The 22,938-nt window shown below is 42.2% G+C and carries 21 protein-coding genes; 10 read left to right on the forward strand and 11 right to left on the reverse strand.

Annotation, left to right across the window (positions count from 1 at the left end; all coding sequences use genetic code 11):
* Window positions 1-28: 28 nt before the first annotated feature.
* The 3 genes from AC1DUD_RS25410 to AC1DUD_RS25420 all read right to left on the reverse strand — a co-directional run bounded on the left by AC1DUD_RS25410 (window position 29) and on the right by AC1DUD_RS25420 (window position 3,354).
* Entirely contained in the window at window positions 29-1,585 is a 1,557-nt protein-coding gene (locus AC1DUD_RS25410) for a vanadium-dependent haloperoxidase (RefSeq protein ID WP_477379689.1), read from the reverse strand.
* 30 nt (window positions 1,586-1,615) lie between these two features.
* Window positions 1,616-2,539 carry a hypothetical protein gene (locus AC1DUD_RS25415; RefSeq protein WP_477379691.1) on the reverse strand — a complete coding sequence of 308 codons (924 nt, stop codon included), beginning with the start codon at window positions 2,537-2,539 and terminating at the stop codon, window positions 1,616-1,618.
* A 263-nt stretch (window positions 2,540-2,802) separates the two neighbouring features.
* Window positions 2,803-3,354, reverse strand: a complete 552-nt coding sequence (locus AC1DUD_RS25420) for a hypothetical protein (protein ID WP_477379693.1) — start codon at window positions 3,352-3,354, stop codon at window positions 2,803-2,805.
* Window positions 3,355-3,518: 164 nt separating this feature from the next.
* On the opposite strand from AC1DUD_RS25420, the gene AC1DUD_RS25425 reads away from it, so the two are divergent.
* The 5 genes from AC1DUD_RS25425 (at window position 3,519) to AC1DUD_RS25445 (ending at window position 7,383) form a co-directional block, all read left to right on the forward strand.
* Complete coding sequence (locus tag AC1DUD_RS25425; protein WP_477379695.1) at window positions 3,519-4,079, forward strand: YeeE/YedE family protein; 561 nt, start codon at window positions 3,519-3,521, stop codon at window positions 4,077-4,079.
* Between the two features lies 1 nt (window position 4,080).
* Entirely contained in the window at window positions 4,081-4,491 is a 411-nt protein-coding gene (locus tag AC1DUD_RS25430; RefSeq protein WP_477379697.1) for a DUF6691 family protein, read from the forward strand.
* A 73-nt stretch (window positions 4,492-4,564) separates the two neighbouring features.
* Window positions 4,565-4,927, forward strand: coding sequence for a hypothetical protein (locus AC1DUD_RS25435; protein ID WP_477379699.1), 363 nt, complete (start codon window positions 4,565-4,567; stop codon window positions 4,925-4,927).
* Window positions 4,928-5,058: 131 nt separating this feature from the next.
* Entirely contained in the window at window positions 5,059-5,643 is a 585-nt protein-coding gene (locus AC1DUD_RS25440; RefSeq protein WP_477379701.1) for a TlpA family protein disulfide reductase, read from the forward strand.
* Between the two features lie 189 nt (window positions 5,644-5,832).
* Window positions 5,833-7,383: an alpha-N-arabinofuranosidase gene (locus tag AC1DUD_RS25445; protein ID WP_477379703.1), complete on the forward strand. Its 1,551-nt coding sequence runs from the start codon at window positions 5,833-5,835 to the stop codon at window positions 7,381-7,383.
* 72 nt (window positions 7,384-7,455) lie between these two features.
* On the opposite strand, the gene AC1DUD_RS25450 is transcribed toward AC1DUD_RS25445, so the two are convergent.
* From AC1DUD_RS25450 to AC1DUD_RS25460, 3 genes are read right to left on the reverse strand one after another with little or no spacing between them, the layout of a single operon-like run.
* A complete protein-coding gene (locus AC1DUD_RS25450) occupies window positions 7,456-10,116 on the reverse strand; it encodes a glycoside hydrolase family 2 protein (protein ID WP_477379705.1) in 2,661 nt (886 codons plus the stop codon).
* Between the two features lie 10 nt (window positions 10,117-10,126).
* Window positions 10,127-10,981, reverse strand: coding sequence for an ROK family protein (locus AC1DUD_RS25455; RefSeq protein ID WP_477379707.1), 855 nt, complete (start codon window positions 10,979-10,981; stop codon window positions 10,127-10,129).
* An 8-nt stretch (window positions 10,982-10,989) separates the two neighbouring features.
* A complete protein-coding gene (locus AC1DUD_RS25460; RefSeq protein WP_477379709.1) occupies window positions 10,990-12,228 on the reverse strand; it encodes an MFS transporter in 1,239 nt (412 codons plus the stop codon).
* Window positions 12,229-12,459: 231 nt separating this feature from the next.
* On the opposite strand from AC1DUD_RS25460, the gene AC1DUD_RS25465 reads away from it, so the two are divergent.
* The 5 genes from AC1DUD_RS25465 to AC1DUD_RS25485 all read left to right on the forward strand — a co-directional run bounded on the left by AC1DUD_RS25465 (window position 12,460) and on the right by AC1DUD_RS25485 (window position 16,909).
* Window positions 12,460-13,500 (forward strand): AI-2E family transporter, encoded by a 1,041-nt coding sequence (locus AC1DUD_RS25465; RefSeq protein WP_477379711.1) that lies wholly within the window; start codon window positions 12,460-12,462, stop codon window positions 13,498-13,500.
* Window positions 13,501-13,505: 5 nt separating this feature from the next.
* Window positions 13,506-14,438 (forward strand): cation diffusion facilitator family transporter, encoded by a 933-nt coding sequence (locus AC1DUD_RS25470; RefSeq protein WP_477379713.1) that lies wholly within the window; start codon window positions 13,506-13,508, stop codon window positions 14,436-14,438.
* A 38-nt stretch (window positions 14,439-14,476) separates the two neighbouring features.
* Window positions 14,477-14,800, forward strand: coding sequence for a phosphoribosylpyrophosphate synthetase (locus AC1DUD_RS25475; protein ID WP_477379715.1), 324 nt, complete (start codon window positions 14,477-14,479; stop codon window positions 14,798-14,800).
* A gap of 126 nt (window positions 14,801-14,926) precedes the next feature.
* The gene (locus AC1DUD_RS25480) at window positions 14,927-16,018 is read left to right on the forward strand and encodes an SGNH/GDSL hydrolase family protein (RefSeq protein ID WP_477379717.1); all 1,092 of its coding nucleotides are present in this window, start codon (window positions 14,927-14,929) and stop codon (window positions 16,016-16,018) included.
* Window positions 16,019-16,099: 81 nt separating this feature from the next.
* Window positions 16,100-16,909, forward strand: a complete 810-nt coding sequence (locus AC1DUD_RS25485; protein ID WP_477379719.1) for a lysophospholipid acyltransferase family protein — start codon at window positions 16,100-16,102, stop codon at window positions 16,907-16,909.
* A gap of 96 nt (window positions 16,910-17,005) precedes the next feature.
* Here AC1DUD_RS25485 and AC1DUD_RS25490 read toward each other — a convergent pair whose 3' ends face one another.
* From AC1DUD_RS25490 to AC1DUD_RS25510, 5 genes are all read right to left on the reverse strand, one after another.
* Window positions 17,006-17,989: a UDP-glucuronic acid decarboxylase family protein gene (locus tag AC1DUD_RS25490; protein ID WP_477379721.1), complete on the reverse strand. Its 984-nt coding sequence runs from the start codon at window positions 17,987-17,989 to the stop codon at window positions 17,006-17,008.
* 27 nt (window positions 17,990-18,016) lie between these two features.
* A complete protein-coding gene (locus tag AC1DUD_RS25495) occupies window positions 18,017-18,940 on the reverse strand; it encodes a sugar phosphate nucleotidyltransferase (protein WP_477379723.1) in 924 nt (307 codons plus the stop codon).
* A gap of 111 nt (window positions 18,941-19,051) precedes the next feature.
* A complete protein-coding gene (locus AC1DUD_RS25500; RefSeq protein WP_477379725.1) occupies window positions 19,052-20,173 on the reverse strand; it encodes an XrtY-associated glycosyltransferase XYAG1 in 1,122 nt (373 codons plus the stop codon).
* Window positions 20,174-20,218: 45 nt separating this feature from the next.
* Window positions 20,219-21,061 carry a glycosyltransferase family 2 protein gene (locus tag AC1DUD_RS25505; protein ID WP_477379727.1) on the reverse strand — a complete coding sequence of 281 codons (843 nt, stop codon included), beginning with the start codon at window positions 21,059-21,061 and terminating at the stop codon, window positions 20,219-20,221.
* A 67-nt stretch (window positions 21,062-21,128) separates the two neighbouring features.
* A complete protein-coding gene (locus tag AC1DUD_RS25510) occupies window positions 21,129-22,931 on the reverse strand; it encodes an ABC transporter ATP-binding protein (RefSeq protein ID WP_477379729.1) in 1,803 nt (600 codons plus the stop codon).
* Window positions 22,932-22,938 lie beyond the last annotated feature (7 nt).

Below are 22,938 nucleotides of genomic sequence, written 5' to 3' on the forward strand. Positions count from 1 at the left end.
TTTATTCGTCCTCAATTCTACATCCCTGTTATTTTGCGTCGGCTCCATCAGCCTTACCCTTGTTAACCGCATACTGACCAACTTTATTACCGGTAGTTAAGCCAACTTCACAATCACTGCGGTAGTGGATTGCTCCGTAAAGCCTTGACATAGCCGCGGCATGTGCCATATCAGTAAATTTACTTCCCCTATCAGGCAGCAAATAAGTTAACACGGTAGCAGCCGCACCACTAAAGTTAGAGTGCCCTGATGTATACGCCGGAAAATTTGGCACCCCTGTTAAAGTTTTAATATTAGGGTTAGCCTGCGACGGGCGCTGGTTAAAGTAAAAATACTTGGTATCCCAGCAAACAATAGCGGCGTCCATTTCGGCCATGTTTAACAATGCAAAGTTACGTGCCCAGCGTACTTCGCTGTAATTTTGTTTTACAAATTCATCAGCAGCAATGGCGTTCCAGTGACCTGTAGGCGTATAGGTGCCAACACCATCTGCCCAAAAAGCAACAAGCTCTTCGTGGTCACGGCTGTGGTCTTTACTAAATGAAAGTACCTCTTCGGTTTCCTTTTTAAATTCAGGCGAGTTGGTTGCATATGGTGCAGGAGGCCTGATAGCAACTACGGTAAGTGTATCGAATAAAAAAGGAAGAACTTTAGAAAACAACGGCAGCATTGGCGGCCTTTTGGGTGTTTCCAGGCTCACCCAAAACTGTTCGCCTTTTGCTGCGGTAACAGTTTCAAAGCTCTTCCAGATAGCTGGTGTGCCAATGGCTTTACCTGCACGATCGGCACGGGCACGGGCCGCAAATACGGTAGCTACCTGCCTGCCTAATGATTCGCCTGCGGTAAATTCGCCACGGGTATTAGCTCCTGATGCGATCCTGTACAACCTTTCTTCATCAACCTTGCTTTGTATGTAAGCTATTTCGGTTGGGAATAACAGTTTCATGATTTCGGATGTGGCACCGGATACTACTGCGTCCTCGCTTGGATATGATGGAAGTTCTGATGCCGGGATCAACGCTTTAATACCCGAGTCGTTTTTATATGGCGCAGTACGTTTATAGGTATTTTTAAAATGCCAAGCAGCCACCAGCGCGTCATATTGTGCAGCACTTACATAAGCGTAAGCACGTGCGGCATACGGCGGATTCGAGAACGGAAACTCCGGGTAACTGAACGGATTGGCAGAGTTTGGCGCCGGGTAAGTATCATCAGGATTTTGATACGGTGGCACATTATGTTTGGCTACCAGTTCGCGCAGTATCTCGTTCCATCTTAATACGGAACCTGCGCTCCAGTATTGGATCTTTGCCTGCTGATCACTGCTCAGGTTTTTCTGCAAAGCTTTGATCTCGTTCAGATCGGCCACGTAGGCAGGCGATGTCAGCGCATCCGGCGTAACCACGTTTAAGGTACTAAAATCTGTGATCAGTACCGGTTTCCAGGTATCGGCAGCAAGATCCAGATTTGAGGGCTTAAGCGCAGGATAAAGCGAAGTGCGGTCTAAAATATCTTTCCTGCACGAACTGAAAGTTACCGCGGCCAGTGCTGTGATTGTAAATATATTAAGTATAGTTTTTTTCATTTCATTGATCATTGATTGTCCAACCTCTTATTACTTCTCCTTTTTGGTGCTAAATACATAGTACACACCAGCATATCCCGACCGTGTTTGGCCAACGTTTCGTCCATCCAAAACATAGTTACCACCGGCAGTAAACTCAAGCCCGCTTACCGATTGTAAGCTATATTTAAGTATTAAACCAACAGCAGTACTATTCATACGGTTACTTGGAAAAGGCATATCGTTTTTACGGATATCAAAACCACTTGTACTTGTAATTTTAGTAAATGTAGCTTCGGCATTAAATTTAAGGCTGCGGTAACCGCTGCTAAACATAAAGTTAGTGGCGTTTGGCAGTTGTACCTCATTGGTGTAGTGCATTTCGGTAGTATAGTATGAAGTTCTGTCGATAGTAATATTGTCACGACGGATATACTGACCCGAACCGGCTACGAAGAACCTCCCTGTTTGATAGTTAAGCAAAGCACGCAACGCTACGTTTTTGCTGTGCAAACCTACAGATAAAGGCAGAAAGTCGGCTTGATAATTGGCTAAAGGCAAAGTACCTGTTGCGATAGCATGAACACTGAATAAGCCACGGCCTATCTCTTCTTTCACAGCCATCCATTTAACCGAAAGAGTAAGGTCCTGAAATGACCTTTCGCCACGTAAAGTACCAGCAGATGCGTTTGTGGTTACATAAGGAACCATAAACAGCAGGTTGATCCGGTTTGAAAGACCATAGTTACCACCCAGACTGTAAACATTTGTGCTTACGGTGCCTAAGTTTTGATTATCCCGTTTAAATGTACCTTCCCAGTAATGGTCCCAACTCCCATGGGTGTATACTGCGGCAGCACAAAAATAATTTTTAGGGATCATCAATGCATCAGCATCGGTTTGGGCTTTGGCACTTTGCACAACAGCCAATAAAAAAGAAACTACAATACAACATCTGTAAAAATACAGCGACATAAATTTCATTACGTTTAAATAAAGGGTAATAATTAATAATACAATGGTTAACAAGCCGGATCAACATTATCAACTACAACCGCTTAATGGCGATGGTTGACAATACATCAGCTTTAAGGAGCAGATCAAAGCCGTAAACAGAAGCTGTTTTATATAACATGGAAAAGAACCCGGTTACTTCCTACAGCAAAATGATAAAAACGGTTTGTATCCTTAAACTACAGGCACACAAATCAATTTATTTCACAATTTACAGGCAACAATCAGCATACAGAGTTTGGCGGTTTGCCGGGTGACTCAATGAAGGGTGAATTTACATGGTAGGCTATAGGGCGTGAATGTACCTTTAATATCCTTCCGTAAGATAAGAATTGGTAGTGCATAACCTGGAAGCTATACTCGCTTCCGGTGTTTGCTTTTTTCTGCGATTGATCGTGCCCCTTTTTACTTAAGGGCACATCGCTTATTTCTTTAGCAATAATGAGATTAGCTTTAACCAAACGTGTTTTAACACTGTTGGCTATACAAATGAACGACATCGTATCCTGCGTAACCTTATAACGCAGATAATTATAGTATACGCCTTTTAACTGCAATTGCCCCTGATCATGTACATAGCCAGCCCAGCTGTGGATTTGGGGAAGATGTACAGGGATCTTGATCTCAACAAGCTTGGTAGCATCAACCTTGTTTTCATAAATTTCTTTTACAATTTGCACTTCAGACCGGTGAATAAAATACTGGAATGCCAAATTGTACCCGCCCAAATTGAACAGATGTACATTCAACAATAGTATTGCTATAAACTTTTTCACCAAAAGAAATTACTGTTAGGGTATATAATCAACAGTAAATATATGTAACAATATTGTTAAAACAAATAAAAATTTAAATTGTACAAATCACAGTTTAACAGGAATGAAATTGATAATTTGCCAATTTACATTGGATATATTTGCTATTTATTAACCTGTAGACTATGGATTTAATAACCCAACCCTGGCCCTGGTATGTGGCTGGTCCGCTGATAGGCCTCGTTGTGCCAGCACTGCTCATCATCGGCAATAAAACCTTTGGCATTTCATCGTCATTGAGGCATATCTGCGCAGCATGTATCCCTGCTAATATTTCATTTTTTAAATACGACTGGAAAAAAGAAAGCTGGAATCTGTTTTTTGTTGCCGGCATTGTTTTGGGCGGGTTTATAGCTACTCAGTTTCTTTCGGCCAATCATCAGGTTAATATTAGCCCGCAATCCCATACCCTGCTTAAACAACAAGGTATTAAAGATTTTAATGGTTTACTACCAAAGGATGTTTTCAGTTTTGATCAGTTGCTTACTTTAAGGGGCTTCATTTTTATGGTGGTTGGCGGATTTTTGGTAGGCTTTGGAACAAGGTATGCCGGCGGCTGCACATCCGGGCATGCTATTATGGGCATTTCGAACCTACAATGGCCATCATTGGTGGCTACCTGCTGTTTTATGGCCGGCGGCTTTATCATGACCTGGTTTATTTTACCTTACCTTTTACATTTATAATATGCGTAATATCAAATACTTGTTTGCAGGTCTGCTTTTTGGCATAGTGCTGGTAAAATCGGAGGTGATCTCCTGGTTCAGGATCCAGGAAATGTTCAGACTGCAATCGTTTCATATGTACGGTATTATTGGCAGCGCCATTGTTGTAGGGATGAGCTCCGTTTTGATCATTAAACGTTTCAAAATTAAAGCCCTTTCGGGAGAAGCCATTGCTATTCCTGATAAAAAATTTAACTGGGGCAATGTTTATGGAGGGCTGATATTTGGTTTGGGATGGGCCATTACTGGCGCATGCCCGGGTCCGCTGTTTGCGCAGATAGGCAGCGGTTTTTTGGTTACTTCCATTACACTTTTGAGTGCTATTTTAGGTACCTGGGTTTATGGAGCGATAAGGGAGAAATTGCCGCAGTGAGTTAATCCAATGCTAAGACGAAAAGATTCATAGATATGTCTCAATTTTAATAAATCAATAAACGGTTATTTTAATGAAAAATTCAGCAACTGCAGCTGTTATCATTTTATATATTATGTTAGTTTCTTGCAGAAACAATACGGGATTAAAAGAAATAACCGATGCCGAAGAATTTGCATCAAATTATTGTGATTGTATGAAACAAAATGACGCTCAAAAGGATTTTCTGAGCGCCTTAAAGGTTTGTGATAGTCAATTTATTAAAGTGAACAGATTATTCCGGCTATATAAAACAGATTTGATTTATCTCGAAACAGAGAAAAAATTAAGTTATAGCACTAAAGACAGTGTATTTAAATTTATGCGCATAGTAGATAGTTGTACGCGTAGTAATTGTTGTGAAAGCACTGCGAATTGTCCAGGTGCTACAAGATAATATATAGATTCTCCTCGCCTAACGAAAAATGTCGAATAGCAAAAGCAGGAGCACTTAGATTTAGATACCAACAACACAAGGCCTGAAACGAAAATTTAATACTCTATTAAAAAGCATTTTAATATCTTATAATGATCCAACGGAAAAAGATATCGGTTTCAAACATTTTCAGTACGCTGATTATGGCATTGGCACTGCTTATTATTTTTTATCCAAATGCCAAAGGTTATCTGATCAGAGGTTTAATGTCAGTTGGCTTTTTCCAGCCAGATGCTGAGGGATATGCTAAACACCGGGAAAGCTTTACCAATATTCCCGACATTCAATTTAAAGATGCCAACGGCAGTATTATAGCGTTAAGCGCCTTAAAACCTAAAGTAGTATTTATCAATTATTGGGCAACCTGGTGTCCACCTTGCATTGCCGAAATGCCTAAAGTTAATGACCTCTACAAAAAGTTCAGGAACGACCCAGGAGTCGCCTTCCTTTTGGTTGATGTAGATAACGACCTCCTCAAAGCCAAAGCTTTTATGCTTAAAAATGGCTACCACCTGCCTTTATATACCCAAATGAGCAACGTACCCGTTACTTTGCTTGATGGTACCATCCCCACTACCCTGGTATTTGGTAAAGATGGCAAGCTCATTTACAAACACTCCGGCGCGGCGGATTACAGCAGTAAAAAGTTTGAAGAGTTTATAAGGAACCGTGATTAGCTTGATTTAAGGATTTCATGATAACGCTGATCTTGAGGTTAATCATTGGTTTTCATTTCCAACATGCTTATAATTCAAGGTAATCCTTAAATCAAGCTAATCATGGTTCATTATTTTTTATTGTTCTTTTAACACTTATTAATAAAATTTTTCTTTTCTTTACTGTACAATTAGCAAACTTAAGTTTCAATGAAAAAGAACCCGTTTTTACACCTCGGCGTTATCGCTTTGTCCTTATTAAGCTCGGCATCCTTCGGGCAAACAGGTACACTTAATATCAGTACCGATTCAAAAACCACCATCAGCAAACACATTTATGGCCAGTTTGCTGAGCACCTCGGTCACGGCATTTATGGCGGTTTTTGGGTTGATAAAACCCTGCCGGTAAAAAAGCAGGATCGCATCAGGCTTGATATTGTTGATGCCCTCAAAAAGATAAAAATCCCTAACCTGCGTTGGCCCGGCGGCTGTTTCGCCGACGAATATCACTGGCGCGATGGCATTGGAGCTCCTGCCGGACGTCCGCGTATGGTAAACACGAACTGGGGTGGCATTACCGAAGATAACAGCTTTGGCACACACGAGTTCCTGGAACTTTGTGATTTGCTGGGTTGCGAGCCATACATTGCAGGTAACGTAGGCAGCGGTACGGTTGATGAAATGTCAAAATGGATTGAATACTTAAACTCAAACAGCACCAGCACTGTAGTGCAGCTGCGTAAGAAAAACGGGCACCCGGCACCCTATAAAGTAACTTTTTGGGGTGTTGGTAACGAAAGCTGGGGCTGCGGCGGTAACATGACTCCTGAGTACTACGCCGATTTGTTTAAACGCTATGCTTCGTTTGCCAAAGATTACCCTGGCGCTAAACTCAATAAGATTGCCAGCGGACCAAATGCCGATGATTACCGCTGGACAGAAGTTTGTATGAAAAATATTCCAAGCGGGATGATGTCAGGCCTGTCGTTACATTATTATACGATACCAACAGGTAACTGGGGTAAAAAAGGTTCGGCAACTGATTTTAGTGAGAAAGAATACTTTGGCACTATGGTTAACTGCCTTAAAATGGAAGAACTGGTTACCAAGCATTCGGCCATTATGGATAAATATGACCCGGAGAAAAAAGTAGCCCTTGTTGTTGACGAGTGGGGTGTTTGGACAGATGCCGAACCGGGTACAAACCCCGGCTTCCTTTTTCAGCAAAACAGCTTACGCGATGCTTTGATAGCCGGTACAACGCTTAACATATTCAACAACCATAGTGACCGTGTTAAAATGGCTGCCCTTGCCCAAACCATTAACGTATTACAGGCATTGATTTTAACCGATAAAGAGAAAATGGTGCTTACCCCTACTTACCACATATTTGATATGTACAAGGTGCACCAGGATGCCAAATACCTGCCTATTAAACTAAGCGTACCTGATTATGAAGTTGACGGTAAAAAGATTGAAGCAGTAAATGCCTCTGCCTCACAGGATGCATCTGGCAAGGTACATATCTCTTTAGTGAACCTTGACCCTCACAACAGCATAACCATTACAACCGCCCTCAGCGATGTAAAATGGCAAACTGTTAGTGGACAGGTGCTAACCTCAGCTAATTTAACTGATGTTAATACATTTAAAGATGCCAACAAAATCCATCTGAACGCTTTTACCGGTGCTAAGAAAGATGGCGACAAGTTAGTGGTTAGCCTGCCTGCCAAATCTGTAGTAACACTTGAATTAAAATAAAACCCTTTCCCCTAAGAAAGCAAACGGCCGGGCAAATTGCCTGGCCGTTTTTATATACGATCTTTCTAAAAACTACTCTTTCGGCAGTCCATCCTCAAATCCGCTGTCACCTGTGCTCCCGGTTGTATCCAAATTCCAGGCCGAGGTTAGGAAATATGGTGTAGCGCCATCTGCATTTTTATTATTGTAAGTAGATTTAATTACTCGGCTTTCACCCGGGGCTAATGAGATATAATTATCACTGAAAATCACCGGTAAAATATCATCACCGCTCTGCCCTTTCAAAGCACGAAGGTGTACAAAGAAAGCTACGGCGCTGCCGATGTTTTTAATGGTTACGGTGTATGAAGTACTATCCCCTTCGGCTTTACTGGTTTGGCTAAAGGCCAATTTGGTTTTAGGCAAAGATTGCAATGCTGAATAATCTGCATAGGCAGATTGCGGCGTAGTAAACCAGTTTGATTTTTTCCAGTTCAACTCATCACCCTTCTTTGACAGCCAGTACCAGTTGATGCTTTTGGTTTCGCCGTTTTTATCGCTTAGTTCAAGGCGTAAGAGGTAAGTATCAGATAAACCTGTAACAGCCGGCAGGACAAATAATCTTTTTGATCCATCGGCGCCGATATCAGCTGTGGCGGTTTTGCTGAATTTATTTGAACCATCCAAATTATAAACATCTGCCTTAACCTTTAAACCTGTGAAGGTTTTCAAGTATGAATTGATCACCGCTACCTCATTTGTTTTGTACGAATACAGCACGTGCAACGGCTCCATGGCCTTTTTCATACCGAAATAAGTGCCTGCAGGGTACAAATAATAATCGTATGTATGCCAAATGATGCCCGGCCATGGGTTGCTCAGCATCCATTGTACTACACCGGTGGCGGTTTGGTACTTGTTTAATCCGTATGCTTCCATCATGGCGCGGTGGGCTTCGTAGTTTTGAGCCTGTGCCTTGGCAACATAATTTTTGATGGATGCAGTTTCGCCGTAACGGCCATAAAGCGCTTTGGTAAATACTTTAGTTGTCCCGAATGAACCTGTACCGCAATGATAATTCCAATCGGCAGAGGTTACGTTTAATGAATCTTTAGGAATAAATTTCACCAGGCTTTCATAAGGTGGAATTGAGGGGCCAGGTGAAATTTCGGTTGCGAAGCTGTAAGTACCGCCAAACTTTTTGGTAGCATCAGTTTCCCAGTAAATCGGCGGTACCCACTCATACGGGCCGGCCATTTTTACACCGCTATATCCTGATACTTTTGACTTACTTTCGTTAGCCGTTGCCAGCAACGGGTTTGGCCATTTCAATTGCTTTTCAATTTTTAGGTAATCACGCTCAACAGAAGTATCGGTAGGCGGCATATCGCTGCCGTTGAGCCACACAAACAAGCTGGCTTTATTACGCAGCCAGTACATTACACTACTGTCAGATGCCATGGCAACCTTACGTTCTGCGGCATCCCATTTTTCGGGGTGCTGCCAGGTACCGCAGCACATCCAGCCATTCATCACCATCAGGCCATATTTATCGCATAGGTCATAAAAATTATCATCTTCCATTTTACCTTCGGAACGCACAATGTTCATATTCATATCACGTACCAAATGGATCTCCTGCTCCTGCCTTTCGGGCGAACGGCGCTGAAAAATATCCGGCGACCATGCCGCGCCTCTCAGCATAATGGGCTTGCCATTAATAATAAACTCGCGCGACTGGTTATCATCAATAATTTTAGACGTAAACTCCCTGATCCCGAAATTTTCGGACACCGAATTGCTCAGCTTTTTATCAACCACAGCTGAAACTTCGATGCGGTTCAGGTTTGGTTTGCCGTACTGCCAGGGCCACCAAATGGACGGATCTTTAACGTTAAGCTGCTTAAATTCTAAAGGCGAGAAATTAACATTCTTTGATTCGTTAGCCAGCAGGTGCACTTTTTTCTCGAAGGAAATATTTTCGTTGATCCTCCCTTTGATCACTGCATCCTGTGGTTTATTGGTATAATTGGTAACCTGGGCATCTACAGTTAAATGTGCTACAGCAAGTGATGGTAAATCAAAATCAGTAGTAACCAGCGGGAATTTTACGCCTACCTTGTTGTAAGTTTTCACCTCTACGTTATTGATGATACCACCGTTATAATCCTGCGGGTACGGGATCCAGTCGGCATAGTCAATGGCAAGGTCGCCATCACGCTTGTTTGGGGTGAACGGCCTGAGCACTTCAATAGCCACCGTATTGGTACCGTCATAGCTGATATTTTTAGTGAGATCAAGATCAATGATGCGATACGGGCCTTTTATTTGGGTTGAATCGGCTATCTTAACGCCATTGAACCAAACGTTAGCTTTATAATTGATACCATGCAGGCGAAGGATCACATTCTTGCCTTTTTCGGCAGCGGGCAGCGTGAACTCTTTCCTGAACCACCATGGCTTATCCAGTTTCGGATCAGCCAGCTTTTCGAGGTTCTTGCCCATAAACGGATCGAAATTATATACGTGGTTAGCCAATAAACCCGCTAAAATAGTTGAAGGCACGCTAACCTTATACCAGCCCTGTGTATCGAATTTCTCTTTAGAGATTTCGACAGCCGTAGCAGGCGCTGTCACTACCGACTGCATCTGCCAGTCATCCTTTAATAGCAGGTTAAAATTTTCCTGCCGCTCCTGCGCAAATACTCCAGCACTGAGCAGGATTATTGCCGACGTTAATAATATTTTTTTCATGGGATCAGGTTTATTTCTGGTTATCGTAATACAAGGCAGCAGCACCGATAATGCCACTGTTTTGCAGTTCCGAGATCTCAATTTTAATACGTTCAAGCGTTTTTGTGTACGCAAAAGTTTTCACCTGTTGCCACATGGTATCTTTAAAATAGTCAAAAGCTTGACTTACTGATCCGCCCAAAATGATCAGTTCCGGATCATAGGCATACATAACCATTTTTAGGGCGTTGCCTACATGGGTTCCCAATTCGGCATATAACTTCAAGGCCTGTTCATCGCCGGTTTGCGCATCTTTAAATACCTGTACGCCATCCAGTCCATAAACATTGTTAAAGAATGAGCCACTGCAATAGTACTCCAGGATATTATCGATGTAAGGGAAAAAACCGATCTCACCGGCACCGCAATTATGGCCGGCATATAATTTACCATTGGTAATAATACCTGTACCAAGTCCGGTACCCAGGGTTACCCCAACCATACTGTCTGCACCTTTTCCCTTTCCAAAATATAATTCGCCAACGGCAAAGCAATTAGCATCATTATTTACATATACCGGAATGTTATAACGCTCCCGCATCAGCTTTTTCAGATGTACTTCCTTCCACGAGGGGATGTATTGCACATCATAAACAATGCCTTCGGCTACGTCAACCACACTGGGCACGCCAATACCTATAGCATTGGCAGTATCGCTTTTCAATAAGGCATCAACAACGGTGTAAATATCATTTAACACATCTTCAACACTTCCATCGCTTTTTATCCGTTGCGATATGATATTTCCAATCGCATTATTATCAACTACAGCGCCGCGGATGTTGGTAGCACCCAGATCAATACCTATAACTTTTATATTGCTCATGTATATATTTATGCTTTATTATCAAAAATAGTTTTGTTGGTAACCAGCGGCTTAGCCCAAAAGCCGATACAGAGCATATAGCCGAAAGTGATGTATAGGAAACACATCCCTTGCCGTAAACCCAGCCAGCTTCCAAGTCCGCCTATCAGCAATTGAACAACCGCCCCGCCAATAATGCCCGTAACCAGGATGCCTGCAAACGAGCCATGATCTTCGCTCACTGAACTTAAGGCCAGCGAAAATATGATGGGATACATTACAGACATAAAAAAGCCAACTATTGAAAAAGAATACAACGAGGTTTGCGGGCCGCCAAATAAACCCAGCGACAGGAAGATAAGTGCCAGTATGGTAAAGATCACCAGTAGCTTACGGCTATCCATCAGTTTAAGCAGAAACAAACCTAAAATACCACCGGCTGTCATCAGTCCCCAAAAGTAGGCTACCGCATCGGCTCCAACAGTTCGCGAATCAAATTTGTGATACCTCTGCAAAAACTCCGACATCCAGTAAGATACCCCCTGCTCGCTGCCCACATAGCAAAACAGCGCTATGAAGTAGGCTATAACAACCGGCTTTTTAAAAAGATCAACATGTGTTTTCCACGGCCCGGCCTTTTCGTCGCTGGCCAGCTCCACCTTCGGAAATTTGGAGGCCAGCATGATCACGAACATGGCCAAACATATCACTGCAAACAGCCAGTAAAGCGAGATCCAGGGCATGGTTACCGGTACATGAGCCTCAAGCAATGGAAAAATGCCACCCTTGCTGCTCCCCATGTTTTTAACCATATAAGAATAAACCAGCGGACTAACAAACGATGCCCCACCAAATATCAATTGTGCCAACACCGATGTAAAAGCATAGTTTTCCTCCCCGCCCGATGTGCGAAGCAACGGGTTAATGACCACCTGCAACATCGCCATACCACAACCAATTAAAAATAGGGACAAAATTGCGGTGAGATAGTTAGGATAAACGGCTAATAGCAAAGAGCCAAAGAACGCAACCACAAAAGCCGCTACCATGATGGTTTTCTCGTTATACTTTTGAACCAGCATGCTCGACGGAATTGACATTACCCCGTAGGCAATAAAAAAAGCGAAGGGTAGCAAACCAGCCATTGCATCACTCAGTTTAAAATCTTTAATAAACTCGGGAGATAGCGGGCCGATGATATTGGTTAAAAATGAAATAACAAAAAACGTAAGCATAATCAGCGTTACGATGTAGTAGTTTTTTTTCATCAACTGGAAGGTTATAGTTTTGGTTCGGTGTTAACTAATATCGTTAAAAATCCGTTGGTGAGATAATTTTACACAAACTTATTTAAATTGTTACACTTTCTTTTTAAAATACTTTAAGAAGTCATAAAACAATCGATATCACCATTCTCTTAATATCTCCTTAACCTTAAATTACAGTTAATCAAAACATTTAGGGCACATTAACGTGTTTATGGAACAAACACCTGCTGTATGACCCCAAAAAAAGAAAAAGAACTTACCTATATTGAAAAAGTATGGCACACCGTAGCCATTGTCGCTTTGCTGGTTGTAGTAATATTGATAGCGCGCGTTGCCTTTAATGTATTGCTTATGATCCTGTCGGGCGCGCTCATTGCCACGTATTTTCATGGCCTGGGTGACCTTATAGAGCGTAACACCAAAATGCGCAGAAGGTACGCCATGATTATATCGGTAGTTGGCTCGTTTTTGATTGTAGCAGGCTTGTTTTATCTGATGGGGACAACTATACAGCATCAAATAGCCTTACTTAAAGATACCCTTCCGCATACGGTTAATAATTTTAAGACTAAACTGGCATCAAACCCAACAGGGCAACAGATCCTTGACTATTTTTCGGGCGATAATGATCCTGATAAAGTAGTGGTTACGGTACAGCACTTTTTCAGTACCAGTTTTGGCGTGCTTGGCGATATTTATATCATCTTATTTTTAACTATCTTTTTTACCGCCAATCCTGATGTATATAAAAACGGCATCCTTATTTTACTATCCGATAAAAAAAAGCAATTAGGTCAGGATATTATGGACAGGATAAGCATTTCCCTAAAAGGCTGGCTTAAAGGGATGCTGTTATCTATGGTATTGCTGGGCGTGCTGCTTACTACGGGCTTAAGCATTATGAGTATTCCAGCTGCATTAATATTGGCCTTATTTGCGGGTATGTTAAAGATCATCCCCAATTTGGGTTCTGCTATAGCGATGATTCCCGGTGTTTTGCTGGCGCTTACCATGGGCACTAATACGGCAATTATTGTAGCGCTCATTTATATAGTATCACAAACCATTGTAAGCAATATTGTAGTGCCTATAGTACAAAACCGAATGATCAACCTGCCGCCGGCTCTTACTATTATCAGCCAGGTAGTTATGGGGACACTTTCAGGTGTATTGGGCATCATATTAGCTGTGCCTATTGTAGCTATTATTGTGATTTTGGTCGACGAGCTATACGTTAAAAAACTTGGCGATGCTGAAGTAATAGCCCATTAAGCGAAATGGCCTCATCAAAAAAATCGATATACAGCGCTCTTATTGCCAATCTGCTGATAGCGATAACCAAGTTTATCGCAGGTGTTATCGGGCGAAGTGGGTCTATGATTTCGGAGGGCATCCATTCACTGGTTGATACAGCCAATGAATTACTGCTATTGCTTGGCCTGCACCGGGCACGTAAGGAACCGGATAAAACGCACCCTTTTGGTTACGGTAAGGAGTTGTATTTCTGGTCGTTCATTGTATCTATCATGATATTTGGTTTGGGCGGAGGGCTCTCCATTTACCAGGGCATTTTACACATCCGCGAACCCGAACCACTGGGCGATCCAACTATGAGCTATGTCGTTTTGGGCTTATCGATCATATTTGAGGGCTCATCGCTCATCATCGCACTGAAAGAATTTAACACAATCAGAGGTAATCAAACCTGGTGGGATGCCGTAGTTAAAAGCAAAGACCCCTCAACCTTTTTGGTGATGTTTGAGGATAGTGCCGCCGTTGCAGGTTTGTTTATTGTAGGCATTTGCATGTTCCTGAACCATCGTTATAATATCCCCGTTCTCGACGGCATCGCCTCCTTATTGGTTGGGTTGATCCTGGTTGCTGTTTCTGCCATTTTAGCCAGGGAAAGCCGCAGTTTGCTGATGGGTGAAGGGATATCATCCGAATCGCGTGCTAAGATCGCTGCTCTGGTTGAACGTGACGGCGCTGTTTTGAAAGTAATGCACATGCTTTCTACCTATCAATCTCCCGATGAGATTATTTTGATGCTGATAGTGGCTTTCAAAGAAGATCTTGATACACAGCAGATCAATGAAGCTATCGACCGCATCCGCGATTGTATTAAGCAGGAGTTTAGTTTGGTACGCTTTGTTTTGGTACAACCCGAAACATTTTCGGCAGAAATTACTGAAACAGGCAGCGTACTTTAATTGTATATTAGCTATAACATAACTAAACATCCTACCTCATGCAAGAACAAAAATTTCACTACGCAACAGTAACCGAAGCAATAACCAAGTTAAAAGAACAAGGCTATACCCATGATTTTAGTCTGGAAGGTGATCATCTCAAGGCAGGCGAAGAAACGTTTGCCGTAAAAGAATTTAAAATTGTCGATTTGTACCGTTACGAAGGCCCCTCCGACCCTGCCGACGAAGCTATTGTATATGCCCTTGCATCGGCCGAAGGTGTTAAAGGCACATTAGTAACAGGTTATGGGATCTCTACAGATGAAGCAACTATCGAAACACTGAAGAATTTACATTATAAGTACCAGCAGGGCCAACAATAGTTTGGCCCTTTAACCTACCAGCTTATTTCTGTAGCCTGTGTTGTTCTGATACTTTTACAACATTTTATACTGATTAATTTTTATGTATTTGGATTCCGGCGGCCATATCGGTAATCTTGCGATACTATGAAAAACAGGCTATTAGTTACTTTTATCTTATCTGTTTTTTGCATATTGCAAAGCAACGCAAAAAGCAAAATTGACACCATTTTTTCTGCCAATCTACGGCCAATAGGACGCACACTCATAAACAGCCAGCATAACTTAGCACTGATCACTTCAGGGGCACATTTCGGTTTTAGTTTTAAAGGGAGTGAGTGTGCTATATATGTATCCATTGCAGATGCTGGAGGCCATAATTATCTTCAATACGAATTGGACGGCGCTTATCAAAAAAGGATCAGGGTAGATGGGAACTTAAAAGAACCTATTATCATCAAAACCGATGGCGCTGGTACCCACCATATCTGGATCTATAAAGCAACGGAAGCACAAACCGGCGCTTTGATCTTTTCAAAGATAGCTGCAAACAGTATAAAAGCACTACCTGCACCCAAACTCCCGCTGATAGAATTTATTGGTAATAGCATCACCTGCGGGGCAGCAGCCGATGACTCAGAGATCCCCTGCGGAACCGGTGATTACCAGGACCATCACAATGCCTATATGGCTTATGGGCCAAGGGTAGCAAGAGCGCTGAATGCTAACTTCATCTTATCAAGTGTTAGCGGGATAGGCGTTTACCGCACCTGGAACAGGGATTCCCCTTCCATGCCGTTGGTATACGAAAACGCAAATTTCCAGGTTAAAGATTCCCTGAAATGGGATTTTAAAACCTACCAACCTAAAATTGTAAGTATTGCCTTAGGCACTAATGATATGAGCAATGGCGATGGTACGTCCAGGGCGGCCTTTGATACCGTACGTTTTGTTAACGATTACGTAAAGTTTGTACAGTTGGTAAAATCAAAATATCCTAAAGCACGGATCGCCCTGCTTTCAAGCCCGATGATCAAAGGAAACTCAAGAGAGATATTGCAGAGATGTTTGAGCAGAATAAAAACGACTATTGATGCAAATTATCCGGCTGATAAACCTGCAGCTACATTCTTTTTTGAACCGATGGAGCCACATGGTTGTTCGGGGCACCCCAGTGTAGCTGAGCATCAGATCTTAGCGGAACAGCTTAAGCCATTTTTTGCCGGCTTACTGAAGTAAAGATTGCCCATGTTTACAATGGGTATTAAAGGTTAACCCGGATGTAGTCATAAGTTCACACCATAACACTATCTTCACCAAATGGCGGTGATTAGTAAAAGTGATGTAATGGCAGCAACGGGTACCGGGAATTTTCCCTTTTTGGGCTCGGTTATTATGCGGCTGATGAAGATAGATAAATTCAACCGCATGATGGATGAGGCCGGTGATTTGGAAGGTGTTGATTTCAGCCGGTTCGTACTTGATTTTTTAGGTATTACCGTTAAAGTTGATCCTGAAGATCTTGCACAGATTCCCGCAACGGGCAGTTTCCTTGCGGTAGCTAACCATCCGTTTGGTGCTATTGAATCGCTTGCATTACTCAGCTTGCTGGTTACAGCCCGGCCCGAAACTTTGTTCATGGGTAATTTCCTGCTAAAAAGAGTACCCAACCTTCAACAGTATGTTATTGCTGTAAACCCCTTTGACAGTATTAAAGATACGTCAAGCATTACAGGGCTAAAAACCACATTGCATAAATTGCGCTCGGGTGTTCCTGTGGCCATATTTCCGGCAGGTGAGGTTTCGGCTTTTGACTTTAAAACCAGGCAGATTACCGACAGGGAATGGCACCCGGTGGTAGGGAAAATCATGGAACGCGCAAAAGTACCAGTATTACCGGTTTACTTTTATGGCGATAATGGTATCGGGTTCAGTTTACTCCGGTATATTCATAAATCATTGCAAACCGCTATGCTACCTGCCGAACTTTTCAATAAAAAAGGGATGTGCTTACACGTACGGATCGGAAAACCAATATATCCTGCAGATCCGGCAAAGGTATCCCAGGCGGGGCAATTGTTAACGGCCAGCAGGGCGGCAACCTATGCACTTAAAGAAATCTCTATCTAAACAAGCAAAGCAGCAATAAAAAAGGCCGTTCTCTTTCGAAAACAGCCTCGTTTACTCGTTATTTAAGGGGTAGTTATACCGTCTAATTTAGCCTCTTTACTTATTGTAATAAGTAAAGTCTTTATGATGTATTTCCTGCTCGGGTAATGATTTGAAATATTCTAAAGTGATCTTCAAACCTTCACTTCTGGATACCTTTGGCTCCCAGCCCAGTATGGCCCTGGCCTTCGTGATATCCGGACGACGTTGTTTCGGGTCATCTGTAGGTAGCGGCAGGCTGATCAACTTTTGATCAGTGCCCGTAAGTTTGATGATCTCTTCACCAAATTGCTTTATCGTGATCTCATCTGGGTTACCAATGTTCACCGGCTGGGCATAATCGCTGAGCAGTAAACGGTAAATGCCTTCTATCAAATCATCTACATAACAAAACGACCGGGTTTGTGAACCGTCGCCAAACATTGTCAGCGATTCGCCCCTCAATGCCTGGCCAATAAAGGCCGGCAATACCCTACCATCGTTAAGCCTCATCCTTGGGCCATAAGTGTTGAAGATCCTTACGATCCTCGTTTCGACCCCGTGGAAAGTATGGTAGGCCATAGTGATGGCTTCCTGGAACCTTTTAGCTTCATCATATACCCCTCTCGGGCCTACAGGGTTTACATTGCCCCAATATTCTTCAGGCTGCGGACTGATGTTCGGGTCGCCGTATACTTCTGAGGTTGATGCGATCAGCATCCTTGCCTTTTTATTACGGGCAAGCCCAAGCAGGTTGTGGGTGCCCAATGAGCCTACTTTTAATGTTTGGATCGGGATTTTAAGGTAATCGATCGGGCTTGCAGGCGAGGCAAAATGCAGGATGTAGTGCAATTCGCCGGGTACATATACAAACGTGGATACGTCATGGTTATAAAACTCAAAGTTTTCCAGCTTGAACAAATGTTCGATATTTCTCAAATCACCTGTGATCAGGTTATCCATGCCTATTACATGGTAACCTTCTTTAATAAACCTGTCGCACAGGTGCGAGCCTAAAAAGCCGGCTGCTCCGGTGATCAGGATCCTTTTTCTTTCTGTCATAAAATCTGTTACTTTTTAGCTTATATGTTATAATGAAATCAATGACCTTTCGGCCCACAAGTTTAATGGGTAAATGCCGTTTTCAACCAGCTTGGAGATGCTTTCCTGAACAATAGCTTTGTCATTTACGTAAGTTACACCAAACCATTTTGATTTGGTTGGTATAACCTTAAAGGTTGCAGCCCCCGTTTTAATTAACTCATCGGCAACCAGTGGAATAAAAAACTCAGCTTTGGGTTTATCTTCATTTGCGTGTACAAACCTGGCAAACATTGGCTTGCTTTGTTCAAACACAGCTGGTGTAAATCCCCAGAAATTCATTGATACACGGGTATCAACCGGTAAATCGTGTTCGCCTGTTTCGTCTTTGTAGGCTATACCACCGTTCTCTTTAAAATAGACCTCGGCACGCTCATTTATCTGCACCATATTACCGTTTTCGTCTACTTTACATACCCCACGCGATACTGACCCGTTTTCAGAAAGTGTGTTATTGATCTGATAACCGATCAATGAATACTGATCTTCAGCAACCTCGGTAGTTAAAAACCCAACCATTTTTTCAAATGCATCATAACCATAATAGTCATCGGCATTGATCACACAAAATGGTTCTTTAACCGCATCGCGTGCAGCTAAAACAGCATGCGCGGTGCCCCATGGTTTTGCACGCTCCACGGTTTTATCAATGCCAAAAGGTTTAAGATCATAGCTTTGAAAAACATAGTCAGTTTCGACGAGCCCCTGCAATTTGGGTTCAAATATGGCTTTAAAATTATCAGCAAATTCTTCGCGGATAATGAAGCATACTTTCCCAAAACCAGCTTTAATTGCATCGTAGATAGAATAATCAATTATAGTTTCACCATTAGGGCCAAAACCGTCGATTTGTTTCATACTGCCGTAGCGGCTGGCCATACCTGCGGCCAGGATAAGTAAGGTTGGTTTCATGATTTTTTACTTTAAATTTTTAGTTTTTATAGATACAAGAATATATTAGTCACCTAAATTGAAGTGTGGTGACTGGTTACCCGAAATGGTAACTTTATTGAGAAAAGAGGTCTATTTTAAATACTCTTCGTAATACTTTGTTATGAGAACCTGCTCATGAAATGTTGTTCTGATAATTTCACGGCCGTGCTTGCGGATGTAATCTAATTTTTGCTTGCCAAGATAAGCTTCGTTCAACTTTTCAATGATACTTTCAGTATCCAATGTGCAGATCCAGCCCAGGTTATTTTCACTAACAAAATCGGAAAGACCTACATTTTCGGAAATCAGAACGGCAGTGCCCATATGCAGTGACTCAACCACAACGTTTGCAAAATTTTCATTTAATGATGTCAGGATAAACAGATCTGATTGGTTAAGGCGCTCAAATTTTTGCTCCCGGTTTACCCAGCCTATCCAGTCAATTTTTGAAGCTATATTCAACTCATCTGCAAGTTGTTTTAATTGCTGCACATATGCATCATCGCCGTCGCCGGCAATAACGAGTTTCAGGTTAAAAGAAAGCTGACTTATAGCAGTAAATAGTTTTTCAAGCCCTTTTTTATGATGAATACGCGACATAAAAATAATGGTGAAGCACTCATTGTTGGTTTCCTTTACTTCAATATCGGGCAATGATAAAATATTGGGTAAAACAAAACCTTCCCATCCCGGGATCAGTTTCCGGCATTCAATATACTCAGACTGGGCTGTAGCGTGCAGCACACATTTCTTTAAAATTACGCGCCCGCCAAGTTTATGGATCAGTTTTTTATAGCTGCTGTTCCCGGTTTCAAACACATATTCGCTTAGCATACCACGTGGTGCGAGGATCACTTTGGTTTTACTGAATAAAGCTATCCGTGCAGCTACCACGCTTAAAATGCTCCACCACGAATGGATATGGATCACATCATAATGGTTAGCTGTATTCATAAGCCTTCGCCATAATGCAGGGCTAACATGAGTATGATCGCCGGTGATGCGTTTAAAATAAGTTACATTCACCCCTTCTACATTCATCACAGCTCCGGGGGTAACATCCAATTCGGTTTTACCGTTGGCTGTGGTAGTATAAACATCAACATCATGCCCGTTAGCCGCCAATCCCTCGCACAGCCGTGATACCGATTCAGTTGGCCCTCCGTATCCGTAAGCAGGTTTATAAGCAGGTATAATGTGCAGTATTTTCATAAAGTAGTGTTAGCTGTAACGATGCAAATATGCAACGTTAATGGATTATTTAGCCAAATGTGATTTTAAATCATCCTGAACAATGGTTAAAGTTGGTGAGGGTTCGGGCTTTTCAGCAAGCTTTTCGTCTTCAATCAAGCGTAAAGCAAGCAATATTTCAACCATTGTGCGCTGAAGCGTATAATGCCACCCGGCCCATCCGCTAAAAATCAACCCTTTAACAAACAGGCAATGAAAAAACACTAAAAATGGTGCTAAGACTTTCGTCTTCCGGATCTTACCACTTATCGGCATTCCGGCGCCCGACTCACTAACCAGCTTTTTACTTTCCTTAATAGCATAACCATCCTGGTTACTTAACCATCGTGACAGGGATTTCCTGTCGTCATGCAAGATATAAGATTTGTATTTGCCTGTCGTACCATTCACTTTTAAACGTTGGGTATGTCCGTCATCAAAATAGATACATTTATCGATGTCAAATAAAACGGGGCGAGGTGTTGTATTATCGCCCAAAAGTTTTTTACCGAAAACCAAAAACCGGAAAGAGGTTTCATAGGCTACATCTTGCGGATTGGCAATTATATTTTTTGTTTCCTGTATAAACTCAGGCGTAAGTACGTAATCGGCATCAAGTGTTAGCGCCCATTTACTTTTAAGTAATGAAAGCCCGTGATTCCATTGATTACCGTGCGTATCAAATTTGCGTTGAAAAACTTCAACATTGGTATAGGAATTTGCAATATCCAGCGTAGCATCTGTACTAAAGCTATCTAAAATGACAACCCTTTGCAACCAGGTTAGCCTGTCAAGAACACGCTTAAGGTTAGGCTCTTCGTTTTTAGTTAAAATTAACGCGGTAATTAAAGTTGATGAGGTTAATTCCATCTTACTAATGTTATATTATTTATTTAGGTAAATGTCTTTATTGATTTAAGGTTTTAGCAAGTAGCCTTTATTTATACCCGGCTGCCTGCAATTCAAATAATTCGGCATAGCGATCACCTTTTTGTAAAAGCTCTTCATGGCTCCCTATCTCCAGGATTTCACCTTTATCAAGCACAATGATCCTGTCTGCCATACGTACGGTTGAAAAGCGGTGAGAGATGAGCACGGCGGTCTTTTTTTCGGTGATATCCGAAAAACGTTTAAATACCTCATATTCCGCGCGTGCATCCAAAGCGGCTGTAGGTTCATCCAGGATCACAATCTGCGCATTTCGCATATAAGCCCTGGCCAGCGCGACTTTCTGCCATTCGCCGCCTGAAAGTTCAACACCGGTATCGAAATGAGTGCCCAGCATTTGCTGATATTTGTTAGGCATCCTGTCGATTATTGGATGAGCCAGGCTTTGCCTCGCAGCATTGGTAATAAGATCTTCTCTATCAACCTCGCCTATGTCCCCAACTGCAATATTTACCGAAGCCGGCATTTGATACTTAATAAAATCCTGAAAGATGATGCCCATTTGTTTCCTGATGTCGTCTATGTTATACTCTTTCAAATCATAACCATCAAGCGTTATGCGGCCTTCGGTTGGGTCATACAACCTCACCAGTAATTTTACCAGCGTAGTTTTACCTGCGCCATTTTCACCTACTAAAGCAAGTTTTTCACCCGGGCGAAGGGTAAAATTCAAGTGCCTGTTGGCCCACTTATCAGAATTAGTGTATTTAAATCCGACGTCCTCAAAAGTAAAGCCTAAAACAATAGGATCAGGAAACGGCCGCGGATTGTTAGGGATGGTGATAGCCGGCATGATCTTGAAAAAATCAAAGAAATCGGTAAGGTAGATAGCCCCCTGGGCAACTGCGTTAAACCGCCTGGCACTATTTTGCATTAAACCACCCAGTTGCCTTATAGTCCCCAATAAAAGTGTTAGCCCTCCAATTGTTAAGCTGCCTTGCAGCACCTGTTGAACAATGTAAAAGAATACCACATAAAATCCAACAACTCCGGGAATGCTTATTAAAGAACTTACAATAACCCGTTTAACACCAAACTTACGTTTGGCATCGTAAAGGTTGTAGGAGATCTTTTTAAATTTATCTATAAAAAAGCGCGAGAGGTCAAACAATCTTACTTCTTTAGCTGCAACATCGCTACTTGCAACGAGGCTCAAATAATCCAGCTCGCGCCGGGCCTGGGTTTGGCTGCGTAGTAAAGTATAATTTTTGTTGTTATAATAAAATTCGCCAAGCAATGAAGGTATGGCAACCGACAAAAGGATTATAATGACCCATGGATTAAAAGCAACCAGCACCACTACATATGAGGTAATAGTGATCAAATCCTGTACCTGGCTAAACACATGGGTTAGTAAAATAGCCCGGCCCGTGGTTTGTTGCCTGGCCCTTTCCAGTTTATCATAAAACTGCGAATTTTCAAACTGCACCAAGTCCAGCTTTGCAGCGTGCTGCATGATCATGTTGGTAGTATCGTTTGTTAAGCGCTCGCCTAAAAGTTCATCAATAAGCGAGGTGATCTTCCCAAGTATAATTAACAACAGGATCAGTACAAACTCAATGGCAACTAATTTCCAGAGATGATCATACGGCAAGGCCTTGTTATGAGCTATAGCGATGGCCTCATCAATTATATACTTACCAACATTAAGCAAACCAAGCGGAATAACTGCTTGTAAAACCCTTATCAGGGTGTTAGTTAAAGTTAACCGGGGGCTAACTTTCCAAACCAGGCTAAAAAACTTTGGAAGATTACGGTATGCAACCAATCTGTCCCGAACTGTTAATCCCATGCTTTTA

The organism is Mucilaginibacter sp. P4_A11, from assembly GCF_056402535.1.

Excerpts from the sequence above, each read along its gene's own strand:
- AC1DUD_RS25410 (WP_477379689.1), bottom strand. The coding sequence starts at position 1,585 with ATGAAAAAAACTATACTTAATATATTTACAATCACAGCACTGGCCGCG.
- AC1DUD_RS25415 (WP_477379691.1), bottom strand. The coding sequence starts at position 2,539 with ATGTCGCTGTATTTTTACAGATGTTGTATTGTAGTTTCTTTTTTATTG.
- AC1DUD_RS25425 (WP_477379695.1), top strand. The coding sequence starts at position 3,519 with ATGGATTTAATAACCCAACCCTGGCCCTGGTATGTGGCTGGTCCGCTG.
- AC1DUD_RS25430 (WP_477379697.1), top strand. The coding sequence starts at position 4,081 with ATGCGTAATATCAAATACTTGTTTGCAGGTCTGCTTTTTGGCATAGTG.
- AC1DUD_RS25435 (WP_477379699.1), top strand. The coding sequence starts at position 4,565 with ATGAAAAATTCAGCAACTGCAGCTGTTATCATTTTATATATTATGTTA.
- AC1DUD_RS25440 (WP_477379701.1), top strand. The coding sequence starts at position 5,059 with ATGATCCAACGGAAAAAGATATCGGTTTCAAACATTTTCAGTACGCTG.
- AC1DUD_RS25445 (WP_477379703.1), top strand. The coding sequence starts at position 5,833 with ATGAAAAAGAACCCGTTTTTACACCTCGGCGTTATCGCTTTGTCCTTA.
- AC1DUD_RS25450 (WP_477379705.1), bottom strand. The coding sequence starts at position 10,116 with ATGAAAAAAATATTATTAACGTCGGCAATAATCCTGCTCAGTGCTGGA.
- AC1DUD_RS25455 (WP_477379707.1), bottom strand. The coding sequence starts at position 10,981 with ATGAGCAATATAAAAGTTATAGGTATTGATCTGGGTGCTACCAACATC.
- AC1DUD_RS25460 (WP_477379709.1), bottom strand. The coding sequence starts at position 12,228 with ATGAAAAAAAACTACTACATCGTAACGCTGATTATGCTTACGTTTTTT.
- AC1DUD_RS25465 (WP_477379711.1), top strand. The coding sequence starts at position 12,460 with ATGACCCCAAAAAAAGAAAAAGAACTTACCTATATTGAAAAAGTATGG.
- AC1DUD_RS25470 (WP_477379713.1), top strand. The coding sequence starts at position 13,506 with ATGGCCTCATCAAAAAAATCGATATACAGCGCTCTTATTGCCAATCTG.
- AC1DUD_RS25475 (WP_477379715.1), top strand. The coding sequence starts at position 14,477 with ATGCAAGAACAAAAATTTCACTACGCAACAGTAACCGAAGCAATAACC.
- AC1DUD_RS25480 (WP_477379717.1), top strand. The coding sequence starts at position 14,927 with ATGAAAAACAGGCTATTAGTTACTTTTATCTTATCTGTTTTTTGCATA.
- AC1DUD_RS25485 (WP_477379719.1), top strand. The coding sequence starts at position 16,100 with ATGGCGGTGATTAGTAAAAGTGATGTAATGGCAGCAACGGGTACCGGG.
- AC1DUD_RS25490 (WP_477379721.1), bottom strand. The coding sequence starts at position 17,989 with ATGACAGAAAGAAAAAGGATCCTGATCACCGGAGCAGCCGGCTTTTTA.
- AC1DUD_RS25495 (WP_477379723.1), bottom strand. The coding sequence starts at position 18,940 with ATGAAACCAACCTTACTTATCCTGGCCGCAGGTATGGCCAGCCGCTAC.
- AC1DUD_RS25500 (WP_477379725.1), bottom strand. The coding sequence starts at position 20,173 with ATGAAAATACTGCACATTATACCTGCTTATAAACCTGCTTACGGATAC.
- AC1DUD_RS25505 (WP_477379727.1), bottom strand. The coding sequence starts at position 21,061 with ATGGAATTAACCTCATCAACTTTAATTACCGCGTTAATTTTAACTAAA.
- AC1DUD_RS25510 (WP_477379729.1), bottom strand. The coding sequence starts at position 22,931 with ATGGGATTAACAGTTCGGGACAGATTGGTTGCATACCGTAATCTTCCA.